At 70.2% G+C, this 12,689-nt stretch carries 14 protein-coding genes, 1 tRNA gene, 1 pseudogene and 1 riboswitch; of the genes and pseudogenes, 6 read left to right on the forward strand and 10 right to left on the reverse strand.

The window, feature by feature from the left end:
• The 3 genes from ABZ567_RS04910 to ABZ567_RS04920 form a co-directional block, all read right to left on the reverse strand.
• Positions 1-981, reverse strand: a complete 981-nt coding sequence (locus ABZ567_RS04910; RefSeq protein ID WP_360784783.1) for an ATP-binding cassette domain-containing protein — start codon at positions 979-981, stop codon at positions 1-3.
• Between the two features lie 43 nt (positions 982-1,024).
• Complete coding sequence (locus ABZ567_RS04915) at positions 1,025-1,801, reverse strand: ABC transporter permease (RefSeq protein WP_360785052.1); 777 nt, start codon at positions 1,799-1,801, stop codon at positions 1,025-1,027.
• 82 nt (positions 1,802-1,883) lie between these two features.
• Positions 1,884-2,687, reverse strand: coding sequence for an ABC-2 family transporter protein (locus ABZ567_RS04920; protein ID WP_360785053.1), 804 nt, complete (start codon positions 2,685-2,687; stop codon positions 1,884-1,886).
• A gap of 139 nt (positions 2,688-2,826) precedes the next feature.
• On the opposite strand from ABZ567_RS04920, the gene ABZ567_RS04925 reads away from it, so the two are divergent.
• Positions 2,827-5,118, forward strand: coding sequence for a transglycosylase domain-containing protein (locus ABZ567_RS04925; protein ID WP_360784785.1), 2,292 nt, complete (start codon positions 2,827-2,829; stop codon positions 5,116-5,118).
• Here the strand turns inward: ABZ567_RS04925 and ABZ567_RS04930 are convergent.
• The 3 genes from ABZ567_RS04930 to ABZ567_RS04940 form a co-directional block, all read right to left on the reverse strand.
• Entirely contained in the window at positions 5,112-5,432 is a 321-nt protein-coding gene (locus tag ABZ567_RS04930) for a multidrug efflux SMR transporter (RefSeq protein WP_028811654.1), read from the reverse strand. The two genes, ABZ567_RS04925 and ABZ567_RS04930, sit on opposite strands and share 7 nt — an antisense overlap.
• A 33-nt stretch (positions 5,433-5,465) precedes the next feature.
• Positions 5,466-5,537: riboswitch (guanidine-III (ykkC-III) riboswitch) on the reverse strand.
• A gap of 48 nt (positions 5,538-5,585) precedes the next feature.
• Positions 5,586-5,924, reverse strand: coding sequence for a co-chaperone GroES (locus ABZ567_RS04935; protein WP_073807849.1), 339 nt, complete (start codon positions 5,922-5,924; stop codon positions 5,586-5,588).
• A 56-nt stretch (positions 5,925-5,980) separates the two neighbouring features.
• Complete coding sequence (locus ABZ567_RS04940; protein WP_360784787.1) at positions 5,981-6,322, reverse strand: DUF3618 domain-containing protein; 342 nt, start codon at positions 6,320-6,322, stop codon at positions 5,981-5,983.
• A gap of 136 nt (positions 6,323-6,458) precedes the next feature.
• Here ABZ567_RS04940 and bcp point away from each other — a divergent pair, with 136 nt between their 5' ends.
• The 4 genes and pseudogenes from bcp (at position 6,459) to ABZ567_RS04960 (ending at position 8,774) form a co-directional block, all read left to right on the forward strand.
• Entirely contained in the window at positions 6,459-6,941 is a 483-nt protein-coding gene (bcp, locus tag ABZ567_RS04945; RefSeq protein ID WP_360784789.1) for a thioredoxin-dependent thiol peroxidase, read from the forward strand.
• A 111-nt stretch (positions 6,942-7,052) separates the two neighbouring features.
• Positions 7,053-8,549, forward strand: coding sequence for a glycine betaine/L-proline transporter ProP (gene proP / locus ABZ567_RS04950; RefSeq protein WP_360784791.1), 1,497 nt, complete (start codon positions 7,053-7,055; stop codon positions 8,547-8,549).
• Positions 8,550-8,559: 10 nt separating this feature from the next.
• Positions 8,560-8,667, forward strand: a pseudogene (locus tag ABZ567_RS04955) (HNH endonuclease); the annotation flags it as partial.
• 20 nt (positions 8,668-8,687) lie between these two features.
• Positions 8,688-8,774: transfer RNA gene (locus ABZ567_RS04960), tRNA-Leu, on the forward strand.
• A 43-nt stretch (positions 8,775-8,817) separates the two neighbouring features.
• Here ABZ567_RS04960 and rdgB read toward each other — a convergent pair.
• The 4 genes from rdgB to ABZ567_RS04980 form a co-directional block, all read right to left on the reverse strand.
• Positions 8,818-9,420 (reverse strand): RdgB/HAM1 family non-canonical purine NTP pyrophosphatase, encoded by a 603-nt coding sequence (gene rdgB, locus ABZ567_RS04965; RefSeq protein ID WP_360784793.1) that lies wholly within the window; start codon positions 9,418-9,420, stop codon positions 8,818-8,820.
• Between the two features lie 27 nt (positions 9,421-9,447).
• Positions 9,448-9,828, reverse strand: a complete 381-nt coding sequence (locus ABZ567_RS04970) for a hypothetical protein (protein WP_360784794.1) — start codon at positions 9,826-9,828, stop codon at positions 9,448-9,450.
• Positions 9,829-9,959: 131 nt separating this feature from the next.
• Positions 9,960-10,691: a ribonuclease PH gene (rph, locus tag ABZ567_RS04975; RefSeq protein WP_360784796.1), complete on the reverse strand. Its 732-nt coding sequence runs from the start codon at positions 10,689-10,691 to the stop codon at positions 9,960-9,962.
• A 91-nt stretch (positions 10,692-10,782) separates the two neighbouring features.
• Entirely contained in the window at positions 10,783-11,016 is a 234-nt protein-coding gene (locus tag ABZ567_RS04980) for a PTS glucose/sucrose transporter subunit IIB (protein WP_345487976.1), read from the reverse strand.
• Between the two features lie 235 nt (positions 11,017-11,251).
• Here ABZ567_RS04980 and ABZ567_RS04985 point away from each other — a divergent pair, with 235 nt between their 5' ends.
• Complete coding sequence (locus ABZ567_RS04985; RefSeq protein WP_360784799.1) at positions 11,252-12,553, forward strand: PTS transporter subunit EIIC; 1,302 nt, start codon at positions 11,252-11,254, stop codon at positions 12,551-12,553.
• Positions 12,554-12,689: the final 136 nt, after the last annotated feature.

Consider the following 12,689-nt stretch of genomic DNA (forward strand, 5'->3'; position numbering starts at 1 on the left):
CTACCTCAGGGACTCCCGGCGCTCGTCCCGAGTTCCCCCGTACATCTTCGCGATCACCGCCTCGATGTCCGGCTCCCGCACCGAGAGGTCGACGAGCGGGTACCCCGCGGCCACCGTCGCCACCAGTGGCGCCGCCGACGCCGCGGCCGGGAAGGCCAGCCACTGGCGGGGCCCCTCAGACCGTACGTGGCGGGCTCCGGGCACGTCGATCGGGGGCAGTTCCCGTTCCAGGTCCACGACCAGGAGCCGTTCGCTCTCGCCCACGGCGTGCAGGCCGGCGAGTTCGCCGTCGTACATCAGGCGTCCGTGGTCGATGACCATGACCCGGGAGCAGAGCTGCTCGATGTCGGTCAGGTCGTGTGTGGTGAGCAGGACCGTGGTGCCCTGCGCGGTGTTCAGGTCGCGGAGGAACTCCCGTACCCGCCCCTTCGAGACGACGTCGAGGCCGATCGTCGGCTCGTCCAGGTACAGCACCTCCGGGTCGTGCAGCAGCGCCGCCGCGATGTCCCCGCGCATCCGCTGGCCCAGGGAGAGCTGCCGGACCGGCACGTCCAGCAGCTCGCCGAGCTCCAGGAGCTCCACGCAGCGGCCGAGGTTCTCCCGGTAGCGGGCGTCGGGGATGCGGTACATGCGGTGCATCAGCCGGTACGAGTCCTTCAGCGGCAGGTCCCACCAGAGCGTCGTCCGCTGTCCGAAGACGACCCCTATCCGCTGGGCGAGCCGGGTCCGTTCGCGCGCCGGGTCGATGCCCGCGACCCTCAGCCGGCCGCCGCTGGGGGTGAGGATGCCGGTCAGCATCTTGATCGTGGTGGACTTCCCGGCGCCGTTCGGGCCGATGTAGCCGACCATCTCGCCGCGCTCGACGCCGAAGCTGATGCCGTCGACCGCCCGGACCTCCTTCTTCTCGCGGCGGAGCAGGCCGGCTGCCTTCCGGCGGACCGTGAAGACCTTCTCCAGTGATTCCAGTTCGATGAACGGCACGCCCCTCGGCTCCTCCCAGTCGCTGAGCTTCCGGCAGTCGCCGTCAGCTTCCCGTCGAGCGGTACGAGCGGATGCCCGCCCGCCACGCGATCCCCGCCACCCCGCAGCAGACCAGGGCCACCAGCGGCGAGGCGAAGACCGTCCACCCCGGTACGCCCGCCGGGGTCGGCCGGTCGAGTACGTACAGGGCGGGCAGCCAGTTCACGAACGCCAGCGGTACGACGTACACGACACCCCGCACCAGCTCCTGCGCGAAGATCGTCGGCGGGTAGGCGAGGAGGGTGTTCCCGCCGTACGTGAAGGAGCTCGTCACCTCCGCCGCGTCCTGCATCCAGAACAGCGCCGACGCCCCGAGGACCATCACCGCGGCGAAGATCACCGCCCCGCAGACCACCGTCACCGGCAGCAGCACCACCTTCACCGGCGTCCAGTCCACGTCGAGCAGGACAAGGGACCAGACCAGGACGAACAGGCCCTGTGCGACCCGGCCGAGCCGTCGCAGCGCGAACTTGTCCGCCGCGACCTGGGCGAGGAGCGGCGCCGGGCGCATGAGGAAGGTGTCGAGCGAGCCGTCCCGCACCCGCCTGCCCATCCGCTGCATCGAGCCCATCGTCAGGTCCGCGATCCCGAACGACGTGCCCGCCGTCCCGTAAAGGAGGGCGACCTCCGCGAAGGTGAAGCCGCCCAGTCCCTTCACCTGACCGAACATCAGGAGGATGACGACGAAGTCGAAGAAGGTGACGCAGAAGCTGGTGACGACCGTGAGCGCGAAGGACGAGCGGTACGTCATCGTGGACCGGATCCACATGCCCGCCACCATCCGGTACGTACGCCAGGCGTCCGCCGACCTCCCCCGGTACGTACGCGGGGAGTCCCGGTCCCGACGGGCGCCGGCCGCCGTCTCAGCCACCCTGCACCACCACCTTCCGCGTCGCCGCCGACTGCACCAGCCGTCCCGCCGCGAGCAGGACGAGCGCCCAGCAGCCCTGGAAGGCGTACGCCCCCGCCAGCTCGGCGGCCCCCTCGTACTTCCCGAGGTACACGTCGGCCGGCACCTGGAGCAGGGACGCCCAGGGCAGCATCCGCGCGATCTCGCCCAGGGTGCCGGGGAACACGTTCAGCGGGAGCAGCATCCCCGAGAAGAACAGCCCGCCCAGCCACACCACCTGGACCACGCCCTGGCCGTCGAGCAGCCAGAACGCGCTCATCGCCGCCAGGTACCAGATCGCGAAGCTGACCGTCGAGCCCAGCGCCACGGCCACCAGGAAGGCGAGCCAGCCGCCCGGTCCCGACGGCGTCGTGAACCGGAAGGCAAGCGCTCCGATCGCCATCGGGGCGGCCCCGCGGCCGAGCAGCTGGAAGGCGCACCTGCCCGCGTTGGCCGAGAACCACCAGGCCTGGAGGTCGGCCGGGCGGTAGAGGTCGACGGCGATGTCCCCGGTCCTGATCCGCTCGATCAGCTCGTCCTCGAAGCCGCCGCCCATCAGGCCGCAGACGGTGAGGAGCGCCTGTCCGATCCACACGTAGGCGAGGGCGTCGTCCATCGAGTAGCCGCCGAGCCGCGGCCGTTCGTCCCAGAGGGCGATGTAGGTGTACGACAGGATGAAGCCGAAGACGCTGTTGGTGAAGACCCCCGCCGCCGTCGCCACCCGGTAGGCGGCGTGGCGCCGGAACCCGCCCGCGGCCACCGTCGCGTACAGCCGCAGCATGAGGCTCCCTTTCCGGCGTGGAGGACAGCGAAGCGCACGACCCTAGTGGTCGGGTCGGGGGTGCCGCGACGGGATTTCGCGACAGATCCGGGTCGCGTTCGGCAGTTTCGCCCCTTTCGGTGCACTATCTGATGTCATGTCCCTTTCCTCCGGCATGAGCGACTCCGACACCCCCCGGCCGCCCCGCCCGGCCCGGGAGCGAGGCTGGGAGCCGAGGGACCCCACCCTCCCCGCACGAACACCCCCGCCCCGCCCCGCCGGACGCTCCCGCCCCCGCCGCGTCCTGCGCACCCTCTTCGGGCTCCTCCTGCTCTCCGTCCTGCTGCTCGCCGGCGCCCTCGCCGCCGGCTACCTCCTGGTCGAGATCCCGCCCGCCAACGCCGCCGCCGTCGCCCAGTCCAACGTCTACCTCTACCGGGACGGCAGCCCCCTCGCCCGCGACGGCGAGGTCAACCGCGAGAACGTACGGCTCGACCGCGTCCCCCTCCCCGTCCGGCAGGCCGTCCTCGCCGCCGAGGACCGCGACTTCCACACCTCCCGCGCCGTCGACCCCAAGGCGATGCTCCGCGCCGCCTGGAACACCGTCACCGGCAAGGGCCGCCAGTCCGGCTCCACCATCACCCAGCAGTACGTCAAGAACTACTACCTGGGCCAGGAGCAGACCCTCACCCGCAAGGCGAAGGAGTTCTTCATCGCGATCAGGCTCGGCCGCGAGAAGAGCAGGGAGGAGATCCTCCAGGGCTATCTGAACACCAGCTACTTCGGCCGGAACGCGTACGGCGTCCAGGCCGCCGCCCGCGCCTACTACGGCAAGGACGTCCAGGACCTCGACACCGCCGAAGGCGCGTACCTCGCCTCCCTCCTCAAGGCCCCCAGCGCCTACGACGTCACCACCCACCCCGAGAACCGCGCCAAGGCCGTCGCCCGCTGGGACTACGTCCTCGACGGCATGGTCACCGAGGGCTGGCTGACCCCCGCCGACCGCGGCGCCGCCCGCTTCCCCGACCCGCAGACCGCCCGCCCCGCCACCGGCCTCTCCGGACAGCGCGGCTACCTCGTGCAGGCCGTCGAGGAGTACCTCACGGCCCGCGGGATCGTCGACGAGAAGACCCTCGCCGGCGGCGGCTTCCGCATCACCACCACCCTGGAACCGGCCAAACAGGACGCGCTCGTCCAGGCCGTCGAGGACCGCGTCACCTCCCGGCTCGACCCGGCGAGGGTCCCCGCCGACCGGTACGTACGGGTCGGGGCGGCGGCCGTCGACCCGGCGAGCGGCAGGGTCCTCGCCATGTACGGCGGCGTCGACTACACCCGGCAGTACGTCAACAACGCCACCCGCCGCGACTACCAGGTCGGCTCCACCTTCAAGCCGTTCGTCTTCACCGCAGCCGTACAGAGCGGGGCGCAGACCCAGCACGGCGAACCGATCACCCCGCACACCCTGTACGACGGCACCAACCGGCGTCCGGTCGAAGGCTGGAACGGCCACCCGTACGACCCCGCCAACGAGGACGACCAGAGCTACGGGGAGATCCCCGTCGGCACCGCCACCGACCTCTCGGTGAACGCCGTGTACGCCCAGATGGCCGTCGACGTCGGCCCCGGGCACGTACGGCGGACCGCCGTCGCCCTCGGCCTGCCCGGCTCCACCCCCGACCTCACCGCCTCCCCCTCCATCGCACTCGGCCCCGCCACCGCCAGCGTCCTCGACATGGCGACGGCGTACGCCACCCTCGCCGCACACGGCCGGCACGGCGCCCACACCCTGGTCGAGCGGATCAGCAGGGACGGCCACGAGCTGTCCGTGCCCGCCGCACCGGCCCGGCAGGCCGTGAGCCGGGAGGCCGCCGACACGACGACCGCGATCCTGCGGAGCGTCGTCGACACGGGCACGGGAACGGCCGCGCAGGCCGCGGGCCGCCCCGCGGCGGGCAAGACGGGCACGGCGGAGGACGACAAGGCCGCCTGGTTCGCCGGCTACACCCCCGAACTCGCGACCGTCGTCGCCCTCATGGGCCAGGACCCCGAGTCGGGCCGCCAGGAACCGCTGTACGGGGCCCTCGGACTGCCGAGGATCAACGGCGGCGGGGCACCCGCCGAGATCTGGGGCCGGTTCACCCGCGAGGCCCTGGCCGCGACACCGCCACGGGACTTCGACCTCCGGCTCATGCCGGGGACGGAGGAGATGCCACCGGAGGCAGCGCTGCCGGACGGCCTTGACGACCCGGAGGGGGCCGACGGCTCCGTCGAGTCCTACGAGTCGCAGGAGACCCCGGAGACGGGCGAGGCGGGGCCCGGCGCCGTGCGTCCGGACGAGGCGGGGCCGGGCGAGACGGGTGGGGCGGGGCCCGGCGGGCCGGGTGGGGCGGAGCCCGGCGGCGTGGTCTCCCGCAGCCCCCTGGCCCCCCGTACCGCTCCCGGTCAGTGACCCGAGGTCGCCTTCAGACCCACCACCGCGACCAGGAGCAGACACACGAAGAAGATCCGGGCGGCGGTCGCCGGCTCACCCAGCACCACCATGCCGAGCACCGCCGCACCGGCCGCGCCGATCCCCACCCACACGCCGTACGCCGTACCGATCGGCAGCGTCTTCGCGGCATGCGAGAGCAGCAGCATCGAGGCGACGATCCCGGCGCCGGTGAACACACTGGGCCACAGGCGGGTGAAACCGTCGGTGTACTTCATACCGATCGACCAGCCGACTTCCAGCAGACCCGCGACGACGAGAAGAACCCAGGCCATGACGACGACACCTCCGCGAGACGGAACAACAGGAGTGCGTCGTCTTGTCGAAGAACCCGGTACGGCGCGTCTCGTCGGGGTCCCTCCAGGCTAGCAAAGGACGGACGAAGGCCCCGGTGACCGTCGTCACCGGGGCCCCGAACCCGAAGCTCCCTACAGATACAGCCCGGTCGAGTCCGTCGCGCCCTGGAACCGGTCCGCGGCCACCGCGTGCAGATCGCGCTCCCGCATCAGGACGTACGCGACCCCCCGCACCTCGACCTCGGCACGGTCCTCGGGGTCGTAGAGCACCCGGTCACCGATCTCGACGGTACGGACGTTCTGACCGACCGCGACCACCTCGGCCCAGGCGAGACGACGGCCGACGGCGGCGGTCGCCGGAATCAGGATGCCCCCGCCGGAACGCCGCTCCCCCTCCGGGGAGTCGGTGCGGACCAGGACCCGGTCGTGGAGCATCCGGATGGGCAGCTTGTCGTGCGTGTTCTCGCTCACGGGGTGAACCTACCTGCCCGGGTGCGGGACCCGTGGCGGGGAGGGGGCGTCCCGGGTCACCGCCGGCGCTTGCGGGAGGAGCCGCCGCCCCTGCGGGAGGACACGGCGAGCAGCCCGACGAGCGCCACGGCCACCAGCGCCACCGGTACCACCCGCTCCAGGCGGGGCGCTCCGTCCTCATGGGTGAAACGTGCCTTCACGTCCGAGACGGTCCGGTTCACGGCGACGAAGGCCCGCCCGGCGGTCTGGTCGACCGTCGAAGCGACCTTGGCCTTCGCGTCCCCGATGATCGTCTTCGGGTGCATCCGAATGCCGATCTCGTCGAGAGTGACGGCGAGCTGCTCGCGCCGGCGGACGATGTCCGCCTCGATCTGCGCAGGGGTCCTGGACTCCGACACCGCGCTGCCTCCGTAGTCGTATTCCGGTCGTTGACGGACAGTCTGTCAGCTCCGCCGCCGATGGGCCGCCCCCGACCCCCGACAGCCGTCCCCCATTAGGCTCTCCTCGCGTACGCGAACCATCCCGAGGAGAGCCATGAGCGAGCGACTGCAGCCCGGCGACACCGCCCCCGCCTTCACCCTGCCCGACGCGGACGGCAACGAGGTCTCCCTCGCGGACCACAAGGGCCGCAAGGTCATCGTCTACTTCTACCCGGCCGCCCTCACCCCCGGCTGCACCAAGCAGGCCTGCGACTTCACGGACAACCTGGACGTGCTGGCCGCGGCGGGCTACGACGTCATCGGCGTCTCCCCCGACAAGCCGGAGAAGCTGGCGAAGTTCCGCGAGAAGGAGAACCTCCAGGTCACGCTGGTCGGCGACCCGGAGAAGACGACCCTGGAGGCGTACGGCGCCTTCGGCGAGAAGAAGCTCTACGGCAAGACGGTGACAGGCGTGATCCGCTCGACCGTCGTCGTCGACGAGGACGGCAAGGTGGAGCACGCCTTCTACAACGTGAAGGCCACCGGCCACGTCGCCAAGATCCTCAAGGACCTCTCCATCGGGGCCCCCGGGGCCTGAGACCCCCCACGACGTGACGGACGTCCCAATCAGGGACGGGTTCCGTTTGTGAACGGCATGACCGTGCAGAAGCGCCCCCTGGAGTGACTCCCCCAGAGAGGACGTACGGTCATGTCGGCCACAGACCGCGATCCCGCGGCCGATCCCGCTGCCCGCAGACGCCATCCGCGTCTGTTCAGAGCCGTCACCCGACGCCGCCGGCCCAAGCTCCGACGCACCGACATCACGGTGACGGACGAGGCGGCGGTCAAGCGGGCCGTACGGGCGGCCTCCCTGGGCAACGCCATGGAGTGGTTCGACTTCGGCATCTACGCCTACCTCGCCGTCACCCTCGGCCACGTCTTCTTCCCGTCCGGCAACGACACGGTCCAGCTCCTGTCGTCGTTCGCGACCTTCGCGGTGGCCTTCCTGATCCGACCGCTCGGCGGCATGGTGTTCGGCCCGATGGGTGACCGCCTCGGCCGCAAGAAGGTCCTCGCCCTCACCATGATCCTCATGGCCGTCGGCACGTTCGCGATCGGCCTCATCCCCTCGTACGCCTCCATCGGCTTCTGGGCACCCGTCCTCCTGGTGTTCTTCCGCATGGTCCAGGGCTTCTCGACCGGCGGCGAGTACGGCGGGGCGTCCACCTTCATCGCCGAGTACGCGCCCGACCGCCGCCGCGGCTACTTCGGCAGCTTCCTGGAGTTCGGCACGCTCGCGGGCTACGTCGGCGCGGCCGGCCTGGTGACGGCGCTCACCGCGTGGCTCGGCTCCGACACGATGGAGGCGTGGGGGTGGCGCGTGCCGTTCCTCGTCGCGGGCCCGCTGGGCCTGGTCGGCCTCTACCTGCGGATGCGGCTCGACGAGACGCCCGCCTTCCAGAAGCTGGAGTCCGACGCGTCGACCGCCTCCGAGGCCGCGGACGCGGTGGGGGCGACGACCAAGGGCGACCTCGCGAAGATCTTCCGCCAGCAGTGGCCGGCGCTGATCCTGTGCATCGCGCTCGTCGGCGCGTACAACATCACCGACTACATGCTGCTGTCGTACATGCCGACGTACCTCTCCGACGAGCTCGGCTACAGCGAGACGCACGGACTGCTGATCCTGCTCCTCGTGATGGTCCTCCTGATGGCGATCATCACGCAGGTCGGCCGCCTCAACGACCGCTTCGGACGCAAGCCGGTCCTGATGGCGGGCATGCTCGGCTTCCTCTTCCTGTCGCTGCCCGCGTTCCTGCTGATCGGCCAGGGCGGCATACCGGCCGTCTCCCTCGGCATGCTGATGCTCGGCCTGTCGCTCGTCTGCATGCTGGGCACCATGTCGGCGGCGCTCCCGGCGCTCTTCCCGACGGACGTGCGGTACGGCTCGCTGTCCGTGGGCTACAACCTGTCCACGTCGCTCTTCGGCGGTACGACCCCGCTGGTCATCACGGCCCTGATCGGCGCGACGGGGAACAACCTGATGCCGGCGTACTACGCGATGGGCGCGGCCCTGGTCGGCGTCATCGCCGTCGCCTGCATGAAGGAGACGGCCCGCCGGCCCCTGCAAGGCTCACCCCCGTCGGTGGAGACCCCGGAGGAGGCGACGGAACTGGTGCTGGCCCAGACCCCGGGTCCGAAGTTCTGACCCCAGGCTCGACAACCGCCGGGAGAACCTTCGCTCCCTCTGCCCCAACTGCCATTCGATGACGGAGACGTGGTGCCGCGGGAAACATCGGCGCACCTCGCGACCGGATACCGCGTGACCGCTACCATGGCCGTGCACGCGGCCGTTGCTGAATGGTATAAGCGGAGGTTTTAGGTGCCTCTGGGCGTTTCGTCCATGTGGGTTCGAATCCCATCGGCCGCACCACTCGAAGAGCCGCCCGAAGGGCGGCTCTTCTCGGCTTCAATCCTCAGCCCAGCAGTTCCCTCACCACCGGCACCAGCGCCCTGAACGCCTTCCCCCGGTGGCTGATCGCGTTCTTCTCCGCCGGAGTCAGTTCCGCGCAGGTCACGTCGTACCCCTCCGGCTGGAGGATCGGGTCGTAGCCGAAGCCGTTCGTGCCCTTCGGGGTGTGGCGGAGGGTGCCTTCCATACGGCCTTCGACCACGCGTTCCGTGCCGTCCGGGAGCGCGAGGGCCGCCGCGCAGGCGAAGTGGGCCGCGCGGTGTTCGTCCGCGATGTCGGAGAGCTGGGCCAGGAGCAGGTTCAGGTTGGCGCGGTCGTCGCCATGGGTGCCGGACCAGCGGGCGGAGAAGATGCCGGGGGCGCCGTTGAGGACGTCGACGCAGAGGCCAGAGTCGTCGGCGACGGCGGGCAGGCCGGTGGCCCGGGCCAGGGCGTGGGCCTTGAGGAGGGCGTTCTCGGCGAAGGTGACGCCGGTTTCCTTGACGTCGGGGATCTCCGGGTACGCGTCCGCGCCGACGAGTTCCAGGTCGAGACCTGCGTCGGCGAGGATCGCGTGGAGTTCGGTGATCTTGCCCGCGTTGCGGGTGGCGAGGATGAGGCGCGTCATGTCGTCGATTATCCGGGGTCGGCCGGGTCAGCCCGGCGTGCAGACCTTCGCCACCTCGCCCGCCGCGTCCGTGATCGGCTGGATGTCCGGGGTCGCGTCACCGTTCTTGACCGCGGTACGGACGGTCTCGACACCCTTGCTGAGGTCGTCGACGGCCTTCGCGAGGTCGGCGTTGCCCGTCGTGTTCTTGAGGTTGCCGAGCTCCGTGGAGATCGAGTTCAGGGACTCCTCGATCTGCGTCGGGTCGTTCGACGCGTTGGAGACGGCCTGCTCCAGCTTCGTGACGGACGTGGCTATCGCGTCGGCGGTCTTGACGCAGTCCATGGCGGTGTCGAGAGCTCCACAACCGCTGAGGACGGTCGTGAGTGCGGCGGCCGTGGCCACCGCGAGTGCGAGACGGCGCTTCAAGGCGGGTCCTCCCCCTGTACATGACGTTCGTGCGGGCGCACGGATCGTATCCGTGCGCCCGTGTGTCCGTCAGGACGCGTCCAGGGGGCGTGGGGTTGCGACCGGGTTGCGACCCCGGCGCCCGGTGTGTCCTAGAGCGTGCCTTCGAGGGCCTTGCGCTGGATCTCGGCGAGGTCGGCGCAGCCGCCGGACGCGAGGTCGAGGAGGGCGTTGAGCTCCTTGCGGTCGAAGGGCTCGGCCTCGGCGGTGCCCTGGACCTCGACGAAGCGGCCGTCGCCGGTGCAGACGACGTTCATGTCGGTGTCGGCGCGGACGTCCTCCTCGTAGCAGAGGTCGAGGAGGGGGACGCCGTCGACGATGCCGACGGAGACGGCGGCGACGGTGCCGGTGAGGGGCTTGCGGCCGGCCTTGACGAGCTTCTTGCCCTGGGCCCAGGCGACGGCGTCGGCGAGGGCGACGTACGCGCCGGTGATGGCGGCGGTGCGGGTGCCGCCGTCGGCCTGGAGGACGTCGCAGTCGAGGACGATGGTGTTCTCGCCGAGGGCCTTGTAGTCGATGACGGCGCGCAGGGAGCGCCCGATGAGGCGGGAGATCTCGTGGGTGCGGCCGCCGATCTTGCCGCGGACGGATTCGCGGTCGCCGCGGGTGTTGGTGGCGCGGGGCAGCATGGAGTACTCGCCGGTGACCCAGCCTTCTCCGCTGCCCTTGCGCCAGCGCGGGACGCCCTCGGTGACGGAGGCGGTGCAGAAGACCTTGGTGTCGCCGAAGGAGACGAGGACGGAGCCCTCGGCGTGCTTGCTCCATCCGCGGTCGATGGTGACGGGGCGGAGCTGTTCGGGGGTACGGCCGTCGATACGAGACATGGGTCGAGCGTAGCGGGACATGACGGAGGGCCCGTTCCCCTGCCGGGACGGGCCCTCGTCGACGGTGGTGGGCTGACCTGGGGTCAGCTGCTCACATCATGTCCTCGATGTCGGCGGCGATCGGGTCGGCGTCGGTGCCGATGACGACCTGGATCGCGGTGCCCATCTTGACGACGCCGTGGGCGCCGGCGGCCTTGAGTGCGGCTTCGTCGACCAGGGCGGGGTCCACGACCTCGGTGCGCAGGCGGGTGATGCAGCCTTCGACTTCTTCGATGTTGTCGATGCCGCCGAGCCCGGCGACGATCTTCTCAGCCTTGCTGGCCATGTGTCTCTCCCTGTCCGTTCTGTTCGCGTGAACGCGAATCTCGGCGCACCTGTGGTCCGCTTTGTCACGGTAACCCACGGTTGGCTCAACTTCGCGAGCGAGTGCCGCTGTTCTGTCGAATGATGACGATCACCGGCAGCCTGTCCTCAGCGGGCTCCCGGAGCCTATCGCAACTGGTCTACACCAGTGTGCAACGAGACGCGGACCCGGGTTGTTCCGGACAGGGAGGACGCCGATGAGTACGGACAGCGCCGCGGCCGCGCCGAGGAAGAAGTCCCTGGGCGGCGGCCTCTTCCAGGGCCTCCAGAAGATGGGCCGGAGCCTCCAGCTCCCCATCGCCGTCCTGCCGGCGGCGGGCATCATCAACCGGCTCGGGCAGGACGATGTCTTCGGGCCGGAAGGGCTCGGCTGGGACAACGTCGCGAAGGTCATGAAGGGCGCCGGCGGCGCGCTGCTCGACGGCAACCTCGGCCTGCCCCTGCTGTTCTGCATCGGTGTCGCGATCGGTATGGCGAAGAAGTCGGACGGTTCGACCGCACTGGCCGCCACGGTGGGCTTCCTCGTCTACTACAACGTGCTGCGCCAGTTCCCCGAGGACTGTCCGCCCGGAACGGCGGACATCGCGGGCGGGTGCCTCGCACCCGAGCAGGCGTTCAGCGGGTACACATACCAGAACCCGGGTGTCTTCGGCGGCATCGTCATCGGTCTGCTCACGGCCTGGTTCTGGCAGCGCTACCACCGGACGAAGCTGGTGGACTGGCTGGGCTTCTTCAACGGCCGCCGACTCGTGCCGATCATCATGACCTTCGTCGCGATCGCCTTCGCGTCCCTGTGCCTGTGGGTCTGGCCGCCCATCGGCGACGCCCTGGAGAGCTTCAGCGACTGGCTGGTCGGGCTCGGCGCCTGGGGTTCGGGCATCTTCGGTGTCGCGAACCGCGCGCTGCTGGTCATCGGGCTGCACCAGTTCCTCAACGTGCCCATCTGGTTCCAGTTCGGCACGTACGAGAAGCCGGACGGCACGACGGTCAACGGCGACATCCCGATGTTCCTGGCGGGCGACCCGAACGCCGGTCAGTTCCTGACCGGCTTCTTCCCGATCATGATGTTCGCGCTGCCCGCGGCGGCGCTGGCGATCACCCACTGCGCGAAGCCGCACCGCCGCAAGGAGGTCGGTGGTCTGATGCTCTCGGTGGCGCTGACCTCGTTCGTCACCGGCATCACCGAGCCGCTGGAGTACTCGTTCCTCTTCATCGCGCCGGCGCTGTACGCGATCCACGCGGTGCTCACGGGTGTCTCGATGGCGGTGACGTGGGCGCTCGGGGTGAAGGACGGGTTCAGCTTCTCGGCCGGTCTGATCGACTACGTGATCAACTGGAACCTGGCGACGAAGCCGTGGCTGATCATTCCGATCGGTCTCGCGTTCGCGGTCGTGTACTACGCGATCTTCAGGTTCGCGATCACCAGGTTCGACCTTCCGACCCCCGGCCGCGAGCCGGAGGAGGTCGAGGAGGAGATGGAGCGGGACAACACCAAATGACCTGACCGCTTCGGGACTTCCGTCCCGATCGCAGGACCCCAAGGGCCCCTGGACCTCACCGTCCAGGGGTCCTTTCGTCGTCACTTTCCGGCCATGGCCGAGTACAGAGAATTCGTAGGTTCCTTATCTAAGTCTC

The sequence above is a fragment of the Streptomyces sp. NPDC016459 genome (assembly GCF_040632845.1).
In the GTDB taxonomy this organism is placed as follows: Bacteria; Actinomycetota; Actinomycetes; order Streptomycetales; family Streptomycetaceae; genus Streptomyces.

What these genes read in the sequence shown, in the direction of transcription:
- ABZ567_RS04915 (WP_360785052.1), bottom strand. Translation starts at nt 1,801, where the DNA reads ATGGTGGCGGGCATGTGGATCCGGTCCACGATGACGTACCGCTCGTCC.
- ABZ567_RS04925 (WP_360784785.1), top strand. Translation starts at nt 2,827, where the DNA reads ATGTCCCTTTCCTCCGGCATGAGCGACTCCGACACCCCCCGGCCGCCC.
- ABZ567_RS04930 (WP_028811654.1), bottom strand. Translation starts at nt 5,432, where the DNA reads ATGGCCTGGGTTCTTCTCGTCGTCGCGGGTCTGCTGGAAGTCGGCTGG.
- bcp (WP_360784789.1), top strand. Translation starts at nt 6,459, where the DNA reads ATGAGCGAGCGACTGCAGCCCGGCGACACCGCCCCCGCCTTCACCCTG.
- proP (WP_360784791.1), top strand. Translation starts at nt 7,053, where the DNA reads ATGTCGGCCACAGACCGCGATCCCGCGGCCGATCCCGCTGCCCGCAGA.
- rdgB (WP_360784793.1), bottom strand. Translation starts at nt 9,420, where the DNA reads ATGACGCGCCTCATCCTCGCCACCCGCAACGCGGGCAAGATCACCGAA.
- rph (WP_360784796.1), bottom strand. Translation starts at nt 10,691, where the DNA reads ATGTCTCGTATCGACGGCCGTACCCCCGAACAGCTCCGCCCCGTCACC.
- ABZ567_RS04980 (WP_345487976.1), bottom strand. Translation starts at nt 11,016, where the DNA reads ATGGCCAGCAAGGCTGAGAAGATCGTCGCCGGGCTCGGCGGCATCGAC.
- ABZ567_RS04985 (WP_360784799.1), top strand. Translation starts at nt 11,252, where the DNA reads ATGAGTACGGACAGCGCCGCGGCCGCGCCGAGGAAGAAGTCCCTGGGC.